Annotated in this window: 12 protein-coding genes; 10 read left to right on the forward strand and 2 right to left on the reverse strand. The window is 60.1% G+C overall.

Going from position 1 to position 15,929, the window contains the following annotated elements:
* Window positions 1-13: 13 nt before the first annotated feature.
* From CKW14_RS07015 to CKW14_RS07035, 5 genes are all read left to right on the forward strand, one after another.
* Window positions 14-1,462 (forward strand): sodium:alanine symporter family protein, encoded by a 1,449-nt coding sequence (locus CKW14_RS07015; RefSeq protein WP_095125048.1) that lies wholly within the window; start codon window positions 14-16, stop codon window positions 1,460-1,462.
* Between the two features lie 171 nt (window positions 1,463-1,633).
* A complete protein-coding gene (locus CKW14_RS07020; RefSeq protein ID WP_095125049.1) occupies window positions 1,634-2,638 on the forward strand; it encodes an asparaginase in 1,005 nt (334 codons plus the stop codon).
* A 241-nt stretch (window positions 2,639-2,879) separates the two neighbouring features.
* Window positions 2,880-3,872 carry an AraC family transcriptional regulator gene (locus CKW14_RS07025; RefSeq protein WP_095125050.1) on the forward strand — a complete coding sequence of 331 codons (993 nt, stop codon included), beginning with the start codon at window positions 2,880-2,882 and terminating at the stop codon, window positions 3,870-3,872.
* Window positions 3,873-3,995: 123 nt separating this feature from the next.
* Complete coding sequence (locus CKW14_RS07030) at window positions 3,996-5,021, forward strand: histone deacetylase family protein (RefSeq protein WP_095049634.1); 1,026 nt, start codon at window positions 3,996-3,998, stop codon at window positions 5,019-5,021.
* A gap of 151 nt (window positions 5,022-5,172) precedes the next feature.
* Window positions 5,173-9,768, forward strand: a complete 4,596-nt coding sequence (locus CKW14_RS07035) for a dermonecrotic toxin domain-containing protein (protein ID WP_095049633.1) — start codon at window positions 5,173-5,175, stop codon at window positions 9,766-9,768.
* Here the strand turns inward: CKW14_RS07035 and CKW14_RS07040 are convergent.
* Entirely contained in the window at window positions 9,725-11,278 is a 1,554-nt protein-coding gene (locus CKW14_RS07040) for a PLP-dependent aminotransferase family protein (protein WP_095125051.1), read from the reverse strand. The two genes, CKW14_RS07035 and CKW14_RS07040, sit on opposite strands and share 44 nt — an antisense overlap.
* Before the next feature lie 92 nt (window positions 11,279-11,370).
* On the opposite strand from CKW14_RS07040, the gene CKW14_RS07045 reads away from it, so the two are divergent.
* From CKW14_RS07045 to CKW14_RS07055, 3 genes are read left to right on the forward strand one after another with little or no spacing between them, the layout of a single operon-like run.
* The gene (locus CKW14_RS07045; protein WP_093429613.1) at window positions 11,371-11,994 is read left to right on the forward strand and encodes an FMN-binding negative transcriptional regulator; all 624 of its coding nucleotides are present in this window, start codon (window positions 11,371-11,373) and stop codon (window positions 11,992-11,994) included.
* A gap of 11 nt (window positions 11,995-12,005) precedes the next feature.
* Entirely contained in the window at window positions 12,006-12,452 is a 447-nt protein-coding gene (locus tag CKW14_RS07050; protein WP_095125052.1) for a GNAT family N-acetyltransferase, read from the forward strand.
* A 12-nt stretch (window positions 12,453-12,464) separates the two neighbouring features.
* Window positions 12,465-13,136 (forward strand): GNAT family N-acetyltransferase, encoded by a 672-nt coding sequence (locus CKW14_RS07055; RefSeq protein WP_095125053.1) that lies wholly within the window; start codon window positions 12,465-12,467, stop codon window positions 13,134-13,136.
* A gap of 106 nt (window positions 13,137-13,242) precedes the next feature.
* On the opposite strand, the gene CKW14_RS07060 is transcribed toward CKW14_RS07055, so the two are convergent.
* Entirely contained in the window at window positions 13,243-14,148 is a 906-nt protein-coding gene (locus CKW14_RS07060; RefSeq protein ID WP_095049629.1) for a homocysteine S-methyltransferase family protein, read from the reverse strand.
* Between the two features lie 113 nt (window positions 14,149-14,261).
* Here CKW14_RS07060 and CKW14_RS07065 point away from each other — a divergent pair, with 113 nt between their 5' ends.
* A complete protein-coding gene (locus CKW14_RS07065) occupies window positions 14,262-15,083 on the forward strand; it encodes an ABC transporter substrate-binding protein (RefSeq protein WP_095125054.1) in 822 nt (273 codons plus the stop codon).
* The gene (locus CKW14_RS07070) at window positions 15,080-15,916 is read left to right on the forward strand and encodes an amino acid ABC transporter permease (protein ID WP_095125055.1); all 837 of its coding nucleotides are present in this window, start codon (window positions 15,080-15,082) and stop codon (window positions 15,914-15,916) included. Before CKW14_RS07065 ends, CKW14_RS07070 begins: the two co-directional genes overlap by 4 nt.
* Window positions 15,917-15,929: the final 13 nt, after the last annotated feature.

Here is a 15,929-nt window from a genome sequence, read left to right on the forward strand (position 1 = left end):
CGAGGAAAAATCCATGCTCGAAGTCATCAACGACTTCCTCTCAGGGAAAGTACTGATCGTGCTCATTGTCGGGCTCGGTAGCTACTTCACGATTCGCTCGCGTTTCGTTCAATTGCGGCACTTCTTCCACATGTTCGCGGTGTTCCGCGACAGCCTCAAAGGCAGCGCCGGGCAACTCAGCTCGTTCCAGGCCCTGATGCTCAGCCTTGCCGGCCGTGTCGGTGCAGGCAACATCGCCGGTGTCGGCATCGCCGTGACCCTGGGTGGTCCAGGTGCGGTCTTCTGGATGTGGGTGACCGCACTGGTCGGCATGTCCAGCAGCTTCTTCGAATGCACCCTGGCCCAAGTCTACAAGCGCGCCGATGGCGACGGCCTGTACCGTGGCGGTCCGGCTTACTACATCCAGCACGGCCTGAAACTCAAAGGCATGGCGGTGGTGTTCTCGGTCCTGCTGCTGGTCACCTACGGCTTTGCCTTCATTGGCCTGCAGTCCTACACCGTGACTCACTCGCTGCAGAACGCCTTTGAATTCAACCCACAACACACCGGTATCGTCCTGGCAGTGTTGCTCGCCATCACCTTCATCGGCGGCATCAAGCGCATTGCCTCGGTGTCCGACCTGCTCGTACCGATCAAGACCCTCGCCTATATCGGCGTGACCCTGTACGTGATTGGTACCCAGATCGAACACGTACCAGCCATGCTGGAAACCATCTTCAAGAGCGCCTTCGGCCTCGACCCGGCCTTTGGTGGCCTGCTCGGCAGCGCCATTGTCATGGGCGTGAAGCGTGGCGTGTTCGCCAACGAAGCGGGCCTGGGCAGTGCGCCGAACGTCGCCGCTGTGGCTGCCGTGAAGCACCCGGGCGCCCAGGGCGTGGTTCAGGCCTTCAGCGTGTTCCTCGACACCTTCGTGATTTGCACCTGCACCGCGCTGCTGATTCTGCTGTCGGGCTTCTACACCCCGGGCTTCGAAGGTGACGGCATCGTCCTGACCCAGAACTCGCTGGCCGCTGTGGTCGGTGACTGGGGTCGCATGTTCGTCAGCGTCGCGCTGTCGCTGTTCGTCTTCACTTGCATCCTCTACAACTACTACCTGGGCGAAAACAGCCTGCAGTTCCTCACCCGCAACCGCGCCGCGCTGATGACTTTCCGCGGCCTGGTGCTGGCGCTGGTGGTATGGGGTTCGATGCAGGACCTTTCGACCGTGTTCGCCTTCGCCGACATCACCATGACCTGTCTGGCCTTCGTCAACCTGGTGGCCTTGGCCATGCTGTTCAAGGTCGGCATGCGCGTAATGCGCGACTACGACGAGCAGCGCCGTGCCGGCGTTAAACAGCCCGTGTTCGACTCAAGCAAATTTACCGATCTGGATCTCGACCTGAAGGCCTGGCCGACCAACCCGTCTGCCGCTGCCGACAAGACCGAAGCCGAGCCGCAAGGCGTACCTGCAGCGCAACGCTGACAGGTGAATGACGGGCGCATCCTCTGCGCCCGTCAGTTATTGTGATGCAATAACTTGTAGGAGTGAGCCTGCTCGCGATAGCTGTCTTTCAGCCAACATCAATGTTGAATGATGAACCGCTATCGCGAGCAGGCTCACTCCTACAATGTCATCTCTTGTGGAGACCCTCAGATGATTGCCAATTCCTACCCCGCCGCCCAACACGTCATGGTGCTTTACACCGGTGGCACCATCGGCATGCAGGCCAGCGCCAATGGCCTGGCCCCGGCGTCCGGTTTCGAAGCGCGGATGCGCGACTACCTGCACAGTCAGCCTGAGCTCGTTGTGCCGCAGTGGCGCTTCCGGGAAATGTCGCCGCTGATCGACAGCGCCAACATGACCCCGGCCTATTGGCAGCAACTGCGTGAAGCGGTGGTCGATGCCGTGGATGTGCAAGGTTGCGACAGCGTGCTGATCCTGCACGGCACCGACACCCTGGCTTACAGTGCGGCGGCGATGAGCTTCCAGTTACTGGGGCTGAATGCTCGCGTGTGTTTCACCGGCTCCATGCTGCCGGCCGGTGTTACCGACAGCGATGCCTGGGAAAACCTCGGCGGCGCACTGGTCGCCCTCGGCCAAGGCCTGGCGCCCGGTGTGCATCTGTACTTCCACGGTGAGCTACTGGCGCCAACCCGTTGCGCGAAGGTGCGCAGCTTCGGCCGTCATCCGTTCAAACGACTTGAGCGTCAGGGCGGCGGCGTAAAAGCGCCTTCGATTCCAGCGTCGTTGAACTACAACCAACCGAAGCAACTGGCCAAGGTTGCCGTGCTGCCACTGTTCCCCGGCATCAGCGCCGAAGTCCTTGATGGTCTGCTCGCCAGCGGCATTCAGGGTCTGGTGCTGGAGTGCTACGGCAGCGGTACAGGGCCGAGCGACAACCCTGAGTTTCTGGCAAGCCTTGGCCGTGCGCGGGATAACGGCGTAGTCGTTGTGGCGGTCACGCAATGCCATGAAGGCGGCGTTGAGTTGGATGTTTACGAGGCTGGCAGTCGATTGCGCGGTGTAGGCGTGTTGTCCGGTGGTGGCATGACTCGTGAGGCGGCGTTCGGCAAGTTGCATGGAATGCTCGGTGCAGGGCTGGAAACGGCGGAAATGCGTCGGCTGATCGAACTGGATTTGTGTGGTGAGTTGCTCTGAGCAAGGCTCTGGATCGGCCCTCACCCTCTCCCGGAGGGGAGGGCACTGACCGAGTTGTTTTTCGCTGTCCGTCGACCTGATAAATCGCGTCGATTGTGGATTCGGCAGAGATGTATCACCTCGGTGCATCTCGCCAATATCCCCCAATCGGCCCCCTCTACCTTTGGGAGAGGGTTGGGGTGAGGGGCTGCTGCGGCATGCAATTTGCTGCGTTCCAGCCATCCTCAGGCTGGAAGATCTTATGCTGCACTCCCACCTCACCACCCTCAACGCCGTCTCGCTAATCCTCAACACCTTCAAAGCCGAAGGCCTGTCGAGCGAAGCGTTGCTGGCCGGCAGCGGCATCAGTGCGGCGGATCTCAGCCGGGCCGACACGCGCATCACCACCAATCAGGAGATGCAGGTCTGCGCCAATGCAGTCGCGCTTAAGCACGACATCGGCCTGGAGCTGGGCCGGCGCATGCACGTTTCCTGCTACGGCATCCTTGGCTATGCCTTGCTGACCTGTGCCACCTTCGGTGACGCTTTACGTCTGGCGATTCGCTATCCGGCGCTGTTGGGAACACTTTTCGAATTGAGTCTGGAAGACGATGGCGAACGCGTCTGGTTCGTCGCGGCCGATTATCGCGAGAGCCCGGCGATGGCGGTGTTCAATGCCGAGTTCTGCCTGGTGTCGCTGAAAGTCATTTGTGATGACCTGCTCGGGCATCCGCTGCCCTTGCTCGCCACGCGCTTCGAACACGCCGCACCGGATTACCGTGACAGTTATGCCGAGCACTTCGACAGCCCGCTGCACTTCGCCGCCAAGGACAATGCCTTCGCCTTCGACCGTCACTGGCTCGATCAACCGCTGCCGCTGGCCGATGTCATCACCCATCAAGCCATGGCCGAACGCTGCCGCAAGCAGAACCTTGAGTTCACCGGACGCCAAGCGTGGCTCGGGCGCATCCGCCAGTTGCTCAGCGCCCAACTGAACGCCGCGCCGGGGCTGGAAGGCCTGGCGCAACAGATGAAGTGCTCGCCACGCACTCTGCGCCGGCATCTCAAGGACATGGGCTGCAGCTATCAGGAATTGCTCGATGAACTGCGCTTCGAGCGAGCCAAGCAGATGTTGTGTGAGGATCAGTTGCCGATCTACCGCATCGCCGAGACCCTTGGCTTCAGTGAGACTGCGAGCTTTCGTCATGCCTTCGTGCGCTGGAGCGGCGTGGCGCCGAGTCAATTCCGGGCCTGAGGGGCGAATTGCGGTCAGTTTTTTTGGCCATATCCATCCCCTTTTGGCCTTTCCTGCCGTTTTCCGATTCACCTCGCGCCGCAACACTGGGAGCAACCGAATCAGCCCTGCGGAGAACAACAAATGCTGACGATCTACTCGGACGATCACCACCTGCACCATGGCCGCTGCGAACTCATCGATGGCCAACTGAAGCCGTGCTTCGAGATGCCGTCGCGCGCCGACCATGTGCTGCAGCGCGTTAAAAACCAGAACCTCGGCCCGGTCGAGGCGCCGAAGGATTTCGGTCTGGAGCCGATCGCCCGCATCCACAGCCGTGACTACCTCGACTTTTTCAAAGGCGCGTGGCCGCGCTGGACTGAATTCAATACCGACGGCGATCTGCTGCCCTACACCTGGCCGGCGCGCACTCTGCGTGCAATCAAACCGACCAGCCTGCACGGCCAGCTCGGCTATTACAGCTTCGATGGCGGCGCACCGATCACCGCCGGCACCTGGCAAGCGGCGTACAGCGCGGCGCAAGTTGCCCTGACCGCGCAAGCAGAAATCCAGCGTGGCGCGCGCGCTGCCTTCGCGTTGTGCCGGCCACCGGGACACCACGCTGCCAGCGACTTGATGGGGGGTTATTGCTACCTCAATAACGCTGCGATCGCCGCGCAGGCGTTCCTCGATCAGGGCCACAAGAAGGTCGCGATCCTCGACGTCGACTATCACCACGGCAACGGCACGCAATCGATTTTCTACGCGCGCAGCGACGTGCTGTTCACCTCGATCCACGGCCACCCGGAAGCAGAATTTCCGTTTTTCCTCGGCTACGACGATGAGCGTGGCGAAGGTGCCGGTGAAGGCTTCAACTTCAACTACCCGCTACCCGCAGGCTCCGGCTGGGACGTGTGGAGTGCGGCGCTGGATCAGGCCTGCGACGAGATCGATCGCTACGGCGCCGACGTCATTGTCGTATCGCTCGGCGTCGACACCTTCAAGGATGACCCGATTTCGCAGTTCAAACTCGACAGCCCCGATTACCTGGCGATGGGCAAGCGCATCGCTGCACTCGGCAAACCGACATTGTTCGTCATGGAGGGCGGTTACGCGGTGGAGGAAATCGGCATCAACGCGGTGAACGTATTGGAAGGCTTCGAACGATAACCAGATTCTCGTCGCAACCGTAAACACCAGACCCGCCCAGGCGGGTCTTTTTTTGCCCGCAATATGTATGTACCGCACGTGCGCCGCCGCTCGCCGCTACCTTGCCCGGAACCGCCGCCCTTGGGCGCGCCCATCAGAGCAGGAGTTGCCCATGCCCGAAATCCCCTCGCCCAGCGCCGTCGATGTCGTGACTCAACTGGTGACCGGCCCTTCACTGCGAGAAGTTGCGTCGAAAACGCTGCGCCCCGCGCTCAGGACGCTGTATCCCGACCTCGATCTCGACCCGCAGCTGGCCATGGTCGTAAGACCGACCTGGGTCATTGAAGATGATCGGGTCGTCCCGGGTCGCCACCTGATCGAATCGCTGACTGACACCCTGGTACGCCTGGGCCTCTCCGGCACGACTGTGGCGTATCTCGACGGTGAGCATTATCTGACCTTGCAGCCCGACCTGCCGTCCGCCATCCAGCTGCCGGTGAAAATCAGCGCGATCGGTAAGCTGCTCAATGAGCTGGCACCGTTGCTGTTCATCGCCTACAAGGAACACCAGGTCAATTACTGGGATGATTTCACCTACCCAGGGCAGCCGCGCTGGCAGCAGATGTCACAGGCCCTGCGCAATTTGTGGAAGGTCGACGCGAACCCTGGCTGGGATGCCGACCAGCGCGCCATGGCCGAAGCGCTTTATAAATACCCGGACAAACACCAGCGACTGCCCACCGACAAATACAAGACCCGCGCCTGCCTGATTGATCTTGACCGCGGCGAGGGTGACGAGCAGAAGCATGTGACCCTGCTCGATACCGCGGTACTGATCGGCACCGACGACAAGCGCACGTTGATCATGACCCACTCGGTGCTGCAGGGCTTCGAGAGTTTTCAATCGCTGGAAAAACTCGGCGAAGCCCTGCCGCGTCGTTATTGGCAAGGTGCCTCCGGTGCCGGGTTGAAATGGCGACTGGTCGAACCACAGGGCCATTTCTTCGACTATCAAGCCTGCACACTGGTCGCCCTGGAAGCCGAGGCGCTGGGCGCGATCAATTATTTTCAGGGTTCGAGTTCCAGCGAGCTATATCCGCACACCGGGACTGTCGGCAATCCGCGAGAGCCGACACCGCGCCTCAAACCTCATATCGCTCGCCTGCGTCCGATGCTGCCAGAATGGCTCGACAGCGCCTCTCCCGCCGATCAAACCCGTTACAGCCGGCATCTGCTGGATCTGACGATGGTGCAGCACACGAACAAGGGAAAATCATTTCAAAGCGAAGTCATCAGCCTGCAAGCGTTCACCCGTGATGCCCTGAAACAACAGATAGCCAAGGATCATCCGCAAGCCGGCGAGGTGAGGATCGATGACATCGAGATCAGCATCACCAGCCTGGTGGTCTGGGGCACATTTGTCTTGCCGGGTAACACGCAGACCAAGACGCTGTCGCTCATTGAACTCGCGCTGCAGAACCTCGCGGGGCAGCCAGCCGGCAACAAAACCGCACGTTACAAGGATGGCGGCGTGTTGCCTGAGTGGATGACCGCAAGCTACCTGCAACAACTGGTCAGCAGCGTCGATATCGGCCAGACCTACCCCGCGTACCTGCAAAACCTGCTGATTGACAACAATGAGCAGGCGTCGGCACTGCAAGCACTTTATGCCAGCCAGTTGCCCATCGAACTGCCGCTGCTGGCGTTGCAGCACAAAATACAGGGCAAGACCGGCATCACTGAACAGGGTTACCGCTATGTGGTTGCCGCGCTGGCAAACACCGGCGATGAGCGTCATGTCGATCGCGATGAAATCGTCATTCGCCCGCTGGGGTTCGTGGCCCATCGCAGTCGATCACAGGCCGATATCGTCAACAACATGTTCGTCATCGGCCCGCGCGAGGCGGACAAAGGGCCGTGCCTGCTTTATCGACCGCTGTTCGAAACGGCACTGATGCAATTTCCCTCACACGCCAACCTGTTTTACGAGATCCAGCACTCACAGGAGCTGCGCGAATCGGTCCTGGCCTGGTTGCCGGACGATGTGCGCTTCAACTACAGCCAGTTCGTCTTCACCGCCCGATTGCCTTCAGTCTGGACTATCCCGCAATTGCTGGTGAACCCCTTCACCGCCCTCGACATGTCCGGCCCCGTTGCGCTGGCGACCGCAACGATTGAACACGATGTACTGGCGACCCTGCATAACAGCAACGTGCAGGCTGTCATCACCCAGGCCGATCGGCAATCGGTCTCTGATGCAGAAGCACGCTGGGCAACGCTCAAACACGGCGGCTGGATGCTGTTCAACGCGGCTTTGCCATTCCTCGGGCGCAGCGTCGGCACGGCAGCGTGGATCTGGCAGATCATGGACGACCTGCAAGAGATCAGCGACGTGGCCAATGAGCAATCCGGCAAGCTTGCCTGGACAGCCCTCACCGACATTCTCCTGGCCTTGGGCATGGTGCTCGCCCATCGCGCAGCGGTCGGCGACAAGCCATTCAGCGAGTCGATCCCGCAGGAAGAACCCACCGCCACCGTCACCACCGAACTCGTCGTCAGCAAACCGTTGCAGTTGCCGGACGTCTCCAGCACTGCACTGCCCATTGCGCATGAGATGGTGGTCAACCCCTTCACGGCGCTGAAACGATCCCCGGTCGCACTCGCAGCGCTGCTCGACAGTTTTCAGATCGCCAAACCCAAAGGCATCGGCGATGCCGCCACCGAGGGCACGCACAGGCATCTTTATTCCCGTCAACAACAGTGGTTCGCTCCCGTAGGCCAGCGCTGGTTCGAAGTCATGCTCAATGAGCACGCCGAGGTGCAGATCATCGACTCGCGCCAGCAACCGCCGCGCAACGGGCCGCAACTGACCCGCACGGCCAACGGCCAATGGGTGGTCGACCTTCGCTTGCGCCTGCGAGGCGGCGGACTTGACAGCGCACTTGAGGCCGTTCAGGACGTGAGCAAAATGGACGCCAGGCAACTGACTGCCGAAATCAGTGCGTTCGACGCAACGATGAAAGCCAAGCAGATTCAGCGTGATGCTGACCACAAAGCCTTCAACGATGCGGTCGGGCAAGCACGAGGACCGGCACGCGAGCACTATCTGGCAACGCTAGGCGCACAGCTCAAGGCGTACGGCGCGAATATTGAACAGATCAAGGCGTTGAATCAGAAAGAGCCGATTCCGAACTACCGGACCGTCATGATTGAGCGACTGCAAATGCAGCTGTTTCTCGGGCAGGAATGGCTCGACCTGCATTCCGCCGTATTTCAGACTGACCTGAAGACCCTGCAGACAATGCTTGCCGATGAAGCCGGTTTCATCGCGCAGGCGTTTGTTCAGACCTTTGAAAGAATGACCCTCCAGACCCAGGCCATCATTGAAAAAACAGAGTTGGCCAATAGCCGTTTTGACGAACTGACGTTGTTGGGAAAAGATGCCGTCAAAATTATTCCAACCTATCGCAAGGCATTGCCGAAATATGATCTGAACGACCTCAAGCTTTTGCAGATCAGTCTTGGCCAGGAGATTTGCATCAAGGCCGTTACGACAGCGGACGCCGCCAATGCCTATCAGGCACTCGCCAGTCTCATCGAAGACGCCGCGTTGAGTATCCAGAGCACCCTGAATCTGACCGAGGATGAAAGCCTCGACAACCTGCGCGAACGCATCGATGTCCTGAGCAATGTGGCCGAACAGTTTTCCGCTATCGATCAGCGCTTTGGTGATCTGCTCATCGACTATCCCGAACAGATCAACACTGAGCGACTGCAGCATGTGCGTAAACGGGTAAACGGGTTCAGGGCGCGCACGGATGTAAAACTGGCCGAGTTGCTGCACTTCAAGCACCTGCTGGGACCGACACCGGGGCCTTCGAAGGCGAGATCATCAACGCACCAGATCATCAAAACCCAATCCAGAGGCACGGTAGTCGGCAATCGAAAAAAACGCATCAAGGGGCAAAAATCCGACCTGGTGGAAGTACGAACCACCCTGACGGGTGTCATCGCCACATTCCAGGAAGAATCGCCCGGTGTCTGGGTAGAACAGCGCACGGCAAAAACCCGCCAACCCAAGGCCCGTCCTTCCCTGAGTGTCAGCAGCCGTGCAGGCCAGGCGCTGATCGACGGCCTGGCTGCATTCCACCAACGTATCGAGGCTCAACTCAAACGAGGGCGGCGGATACCTGTCGAAGTCGAGGAGGAATACCACAAGCATGCCGCTGTCTTGCGCGAAGCCAATGCGGCGATTGATGAAGCATTGACCGCCAGTAATCTGACCGCAGACTTCAAAAAGCCGACCGAAGAAATCAGCCACAAGCTTGACGAGGCCGCTAACGCCCTTGACGAAAAAGGCACCAGCATTCGCATCGGACTGATCAAACAACAACCGCCGACTGCGGCGGGGGTGCAGTGGCTCAAAGACAAGGGTGAAGTGACGATTTCCAAAACCATTACCCGTCGCCGGCTCAAAGGCCACTCAAGGGGTTTTCTCGACGAATACGAAGTACGCGATGCCCACACCGGCAAGGTGCTGTGTTACGCACACTTCCACTACAGCAGTGTCGACGCTCCCGTCGCTTCGTTCACCGCCGGTCATATGAAAACAGTCGCGCAACGACACATCGGCGGTTCCCACGAGCCGAGCGATCCCACCAGTTCGCAGCTCCTCGAAATCCATCGCAGCGAGATTTCACGACAGTCAGCCGAGCATCTGTTCTTCACGCCTGCCAAACCTGCCGCAAGCGCTTCAGTGCCGCTGTAATGTCAGGTTCAGGGACGGCGGCAAAGCCCAGGACCAGCCCGGCGCGCTGGTCCAGCGGTGCAGTGGAGTCCGGCAGCCAGTAACTGCTCAAGCCGTTGATCTCCACGTCAACGCCTGCTGCCTGCGCAATCAACTGCTGCTCGCGCTCGATGCTTGTTACGGCCACCGTCAGGTGCAGCCCGGCGGAAACGGCGGGCAAATCTCCAACACCGGCAATGGCGGTCGGCCAACCGTGGAGCAAGGTATTGCGACGGCTCAGGGCGGCGCGGCGCATGCGCCGGATATGCCGCTGGAAATGCCCGGCCGCCATGAACTCGGCCATCACCGCTTGGGTACTGACCTCGGAATGGCGGACATCCACCGCGCGGCGTTGCGAGAAGGCATCGACCAGCGCCGGCGGCAGCACCAGATAACCGAGGCGCAATGCCGGAAAGGCAACCTTGCCGAAAGTGCCGACATACAGCACTCGCCCCTGTCGATCGAGTGCCGCCAACGGCGCCAGCGGCGCACCGGTGTAGCGGTATTCGCCATCGTAGTCGTCCTCGACGATCCAGCCTTGGTTGCGCTCGGCCCAGGCGAGCAGTTCGAGGCGCCGGGCAAGACTCATCACCACGCCTGTCGGGTACTGATGAGAGGGCGTCACATACGCCACACGACAATCCCCGGTGGCCGACAACGCCGAGCAGTCCATGCCCTCCTCATCCACGGCAATCCCGTGCAAACGAGCGCCCGCCACCGCGAACGCATGACCGGCCGCGCGGTAGCCCGGATTCTCGATCGCTACACCGTCGCCCGGCTCCACCAGCAACTGTGCACAAAGGCTAATGCCTTGCTGTGCGCCGCTGGTGATCACAATTTGCTCAGGCGAGCATTGCATGCCGCGCGAACTACGCAAATAGGCAGCGATCATTGCACGCAGGCGCGCGTCGCCTGACGGGTCGCCGTAACACAACTGCTCCAGATCCGGTTTACGCCAGAAAGCCGCATTCAGCTTGGCCCACACCTCGAATGGGAACAGATCAAACGCCGGAACCCCGACGCGAAAGGCTCGCGGTGGACCGCTCGGTGGCTTGGACAAATGGTTGTTTTCAATGCGCGAAAAACCACCTCTGTGGATAACTTTACTGGATGAAACCACAGGTAAATCCAGCCAATTTGTGGATAAGGCTGTGGGTAAGCCTGTTGAAAACCCTGTGGATACTTTTGTGGATAGTTTTTTTGCCGAGGCCGTTACTGGCATCAATTGTGCGACGTAGGTTCCGTCCCCCACTCGCCCTTCAATAAAACCCTCGGCATAGAGTTGATCGTAGGCGCGCACAACGCTGTTACGCGAAATCCCCAGCGCCGCCGCCAGATCGCGACTGGCTGGCAACCGCGTGCCACTCGCCAGCCGTCCATCCAGTACGCGCAGGCGCAAAGCCTGATACAGCTGACGGCTCAAACCCTGACGGCGATCAAGCTCGATCCCGGCAGGGTTGAACGGCATGGATAACAGCGGCGAATCGGGCATGGCAATGGACCTATGAAATTGGTCATCAATGGCTCTTACAACAGACCAATAGCCTGCCTAGGATGCTGGCATTCGCCAAGGAAAATCTGCCCATGTACACGCCACGCGCCTTTGCCATCGAAGAGTTGTCCCAACTGCACGAACTGATTCTCGCCACCCGCCTCGCCATTCTGGTGAGTCATGGCGAAAGTGGCTTGCAGGCCAGCCATGTGCCGGTACTGCTGCATTGCGAACAAGGCGAGTACGGCACGCTCTACGGGCACCTGGCCCGCGCCAACCCACAGTGGAAAGACCTGCGTGACGGCGCAGAAGCCATGCTGATCTTCGCCGGCGCCGATGCCTACGTCAGCCCGGGCTTTTACCCGAGCAAAGCTGAACACGGCAAAGTCGTGCCGACCTGGAACTACATCGCCGTGCACGCTTATGGCCACGCCGAAACCTTCAGCGATGGCGGACGCCTGCTCGACATCGTCAGCACCCTCACCGACCGGCATGAGGCCGGCCGCGCCCAACCGTGGTCAGTCGCCGACGCGCCCGCCGATTACATCGACGGCATGCTCAAGGCGATTGTCGGTTTCGCCATTCCCATTGACCGTCTCGAAGGCAAGCGCAAGCTCAGCCAGAACCGCAGCGCCGAAGACATTGCCGGCGTGCGCGAAGGCCTGGCCGCCAGCCCGGACATCAATGATCAAACCCTCGCCCGATTGATGCGCTAAGGAAATCCCCCATGAGTCAGATCGACATTCGCCCGGTCAGCGCCGACGACCACGCCGCCTGGCTGCCGCTATGGCAGGCCTACCTGCGTTTCTACAACACCGAACTGCCGGACGCTGTGACGCACAGCACCTGGCAGCGTTTTCTCGACCCGAACGAATCGACCCACGCCGCCCTCGCCTGGGCTGGCGGTAAAGCGGTAGGCATGGTGCATTACATCTATCATCGTTCGAACTGGAGCATCGAAAACTCCTGCTACCTGCAGGACTTGCTGGTGGTCCCGCAGACCCGGGGCACCGGCGTCGGCCGCCGGTTGATCGAACACGTCTACGCCACCGCCAAGGCTGACGGCTGCTGCAAGGTTCATTGGTTGACCCACGAAACCAACGCCACCGCGATCCAGCTCTACGAGCGTATCGCCGAACGCCCGGGCTTCATCCAGTTTCGCCAAGCCCTTTAAGGAGACGCACGCATGACCGCTTCACTCGCTGACTGGAAAGGCGTCGCCGCCCCCACCGCCACCTTGCTTGAAGGGCGTTTTATTCGTCTGGAAAGACTCGACCCGGCGCGCCACGGTGACCAGCTGTTCGCCGCACTTGAAGGCCCCGGTGCCGACCCGAAACTGTGGGATTATTTGCCCTACGGCCCGTTCCCGGAACGCAGCGTTTTCGACGCTTGGCTGAACAACCACGCGGCCGCCAGCGACCCGTATTTCTTCAGCGTCGTCGATCGCGCCAGCGGTCAGGTACAAGGCATCCTCAGCCTGATGTCGATTGTCCCGGCCCAGGGCCGTATCGAAATCGGCCACGTCACCTTCGGCGCGCCGATGCAGCGCTCGCCGAGAAGCACCGAGGCGGTGTACCTGTTGGCCAAATATTCCTTCGAACTCGGCTACCGCCGCCTCGAATGGAAATGCAACAACGGCAACGCCCGCTCGAAATACGCCGCCGAACGTCTGGGTTTCAGCTTCGAAGGCGTGTTCCGCCAGCACATGGTGGTCAAGGGCCAGAATCGTGATACCGCGTGGTACTCGATTCTGGATGGCGAGTGGCCGGCAATTGCGGCAGGTTTCGAGCGGTGGCTGTCGGATGAAAATCAGACGCCCGACGGGCAGGTGAAAGGCTTGGTGGAATGCCGTAGTTAAATCGTCAAAGCAAAAGATCGTCCGAACGCGGCCCGAGCCTTCGGCAGCTCCTACACGGGATTGACGTTCACCCTGTAGGAGATGCCGCAGGCTGCGATCTTTTGATCTATTTTAAGCCCAGTTTTTGCGCCAGCACCGCAATGTGCTCTGGCCCGATCCCGCAGCAACCGCCCAAATGGCTCGCACCGCGCTGCTGCCAGTCAATCGCCCAGTGCAAGTAACCCGGCGGATCCAGGTCATCGCGCAGCGGATCAAGTCCGTCATTGGCCGTAGCTTCTTTTGGCTGCGGCGGAAACGCATTGGCGTAAGCACCAATGTGAATTTTCGCCCCCAAACGCTCGAAGGTGTCACGCGCGGCATCAATCGCGGCACCGATCACTTCCGGCTGACTGCAATTGAACAACAACGTCTCGACGCCCAACTCAGCCGCCACCGCAGCCGCCTCGGCGACTGGCTCACCAGAGCGCAGGCGCGGTACTTCATCGGTGTCTTCGTCCTTTAAGGTGAACGACAACCAGAACGGTTTGCCATCCTTCGGCAACCCGGCGTGAATGGCACGCGCCTCGATGATCGAGCTTTGGGTTTCCGCCAGCCACAGATCAACGTGCGGGGCCAAGCCATTGACCAAGGGCGCCAGCAACTCGGTCACTCGGTCGGCGTTGAACAGATCCGGACGATAGGAGCCAAACAGCGGCGGCAATGAGCCAGCCACTCGCACGGATTTCCCCGAGGCCTGCACCGCACGTCGCGCCAGCTCACCGGCCAACGCGGCCAGCGCCTGCCCTTCAGCGGCGAAGCGCTCTTCGCCAATATGGAACGGCACCACGGCATAACTGTTGGTGGTAATCACATTGGCGCCACTGGCGATATAAGCGCCATGCACCCCCTCAACCGCTTGCGGCGCCTCGCTCAACGCCAGCGCCGACCACTCGGGCTGACGAAATGGCGCACCCGCGCGCTGCAACTCACGGCCCATGCCGCCATCGAGAATAATCGTGCTGCCTGCGCCCATATGCTTTTCACTCATATGCTTATGAAAATAACTCACTATCAGAGTCGTTCTTATAACTATTTAATACGCACCATTCCGTTAAAAACAACCTCTTTTTTACCCAGGGATCGACTGTGAAATTTCAACCGCTAATGGCCTTGGGCCTGACCATTCTGGTCGCCTCCACGCAAGCCTTTGGTGGCACGACGCTGGACCGTATCGAGCAAAAGAAAGAACTGGTCGGCGTGCTGATGGAAAGCTACCCACCGTTCTCGTTTCTCAATGACCAGAATCAGCTTGATGGCTTCGATGTGGACGTCGCTAAGGCCGTGGCTGACAAGTTAGGCGTGAAGTTGCGACTGGAGACACCGTCCTGGGACGTCATTGCCGCCGGCCGCTGGAGCGGGCGCTACGATATCTGCATCTGCTCGATGACGCCGAGCAAGGCCCGCGCCGAAGTGTTCGACTTCCCGGTCGAGTACTACGCCTCGCCAGCGGTGATCGTGGTCAACGCCAAGGATGAGCGGATCCACGACGCCAAGGATCTGAGCGGCAAAAAAGTCGGCCTCACCAGCGCGTCCAGTTACGAAAGCTATCTGAACAAGAACCTGGTCATCGAAGGTGCCGAAGACAAGCAGTTGCAGTACCCGTTCGAAGACGTGCAGATCGCGCCGTACGATACCGACAACGTCGCCTTCCAGGATTTGGGCCTGGGCGCCGGCGTGCGCCTGGATGCAATCCTCACCAACCTCGTCACCGCGCAGCCACGCCTGAACGAAGACAAACGCTTCAAACTGGCCGGCGCGCCGCTGTACTCGGAGCCGAATTCGGTGGCCATCGAAAAGGGTGATGCGCAATGGGACGCCAAGGTGCGTGAAGTCTTCGCGCAACTGAAGCAGGACGGCACCCTGAGCAAGCTGTCACAAAAATGGATCGGCGCTGATATAAGCCAATGACTTCTTTCCCGACACCTCCACAGCCACCACAACCGGTGGCTGAATCACGCCTGCAACGCCTGTTCGGTTTTCGTACGCGGCTGTACCTGACATGGGCGGCGCTGTTCTGCCTGTTCGCCGGGTTCTTCCTGAGCTTCGACCTGAAGTTCTCGATCATCCTCGACAAACTGCCCAACCTGGTCGGCTTGCACCTGGCGCCCAACGGCTTTCTGCAAGGCGCGGCGCTGACGCTTTTCCTGTGTATGTGCTCGATTGTCGCCTCGTCCCTGCTGGGCTTCATCACGGCATTGGCGCGCCTGTCGAAAAGCGCCGTGGCGTTCGGCATCGCCAGTTTCTACACCTCGTTCTTTCGCGGCACGCCACTGCTCATTCAGATCCTGTTGATCTACCTGGGCTTGCCACAACTGGGCATCGTGCCTGGCGCCATCGTCGCGGGCATCATTGCCCTGTCGTTGAACTACGGCGCCTATCTCAGCGAAATCTTCCGCGCCGGCATCCTCGGTGTCGACCACGGCCAGCGCGAAGCTTCGCTGGCACTGGGTATGCGCGAGACGGTGATTTTCTGGCGCATCACCCTGCCGCAAGCCATGCGCACGATCATCCCGCCCACCACCAACCAGTTCATCTCGATGCTCAAGGACTCGTCGCTGATTTCGGTAATGGGCGTCTGGGAAGTGATGTTTCTCGCCCAGTCCTATGGACGCTCAAGCTACCGCTATATCGAAATGCTGACGACGGCGGCGATCATTTACTGGCTGATGTCGATTGGACTGGAATTGATTCAGGCGAAAATGGAACGCCATTATGGAAAGGCATATGTGCGGCGTAGCTAGGGCGATCAGCACA

This window comes from Pseudomonas sp. Irchel s3a12 (assembly GCF_900187485.1).
GTDB classification, from domain to species: Bacteria; Pseudomonadota; Gammaproteobacteria; order Pseudomonadales; family Pseudomonadaceae; genus Aquipseudomonas; species Aquipseudomonas neuropathica.

Coding starts and splice junctions, on each gene's coding strand:
- CKW14_RS07035 (WP_095049633.1), top strand. CDS start 5,173: ATGCCCGAAATCCCCTCGCCCAGCGCCGTCGATGTCGTGACTCAACTG.
- CKW14_RS07070 (WP_095125055.1), top strand. CDS start 15,080: ATGACTTCTTTCCCGACACCTCCACAGCCACCACAACCGGTGGCTGAA.
- CKW14_RS07060 (WP_095049629.1), bottom strand. CDS start 14,148: ATGGGCGCAGGCAGCACGATTATTCTCGATGGCGGCATGGGCCGTGAG.
- CKW14_RS07040 (WP_095125051.1), bottom strand. CDS start 11,278: ATGCCCGATTCGCCGCTGTTATCCATGCCGTTCAACCCTGCCGGGATC.
- CKW14_RS07030 (WP_095049634.1), top strand. CDS start 3,996: ATGCTGACGATCTACTCGGACGATCACCACCTGCACCATGGCCGCTGC.
- CKW14_RS07045 (WP_093429613.1), top strand. CDS start 11,371: ATGTACACGCCACGCGCCTTTGCCATCGAAGAGTTGTCCCAACTGCAC.
- CKW14_RS07025 (WP_095125050.1), top strand. CDS start 2,880: ATGCTGCACTCCCACCTCACCACCCTCAACGCCGTCTCGCTAATCCTC.
- CKW14_RS07020 (WP_095125049.1), top strand. CDS start 1,634: ATGATTGCCAATTCCTACCCCGCCGCCCAACACGTCATGGTGCTTTAC.
- CKW14_RS07055 (WP_095125053.1), top strand. CDS start 12,465: ATGACCGCTTCACTCGCTGACTGGAAAGGCGTCGCCGCCCCCACCGCC.
- CKW14_RS07015 (WP_095125048.1), top strand. CDS start 14: ATGCTCGAAGTCATCAACGACTTCCTCTCAGGGAAAGTACTGATCGTG.
- CKW14_RS07050 (WP_095125052.1), top strand. CDS start 12,006: ATGAGTCAGATCGACATTCGCCCGGTCAGCGCCGACGACCACGCCGCC.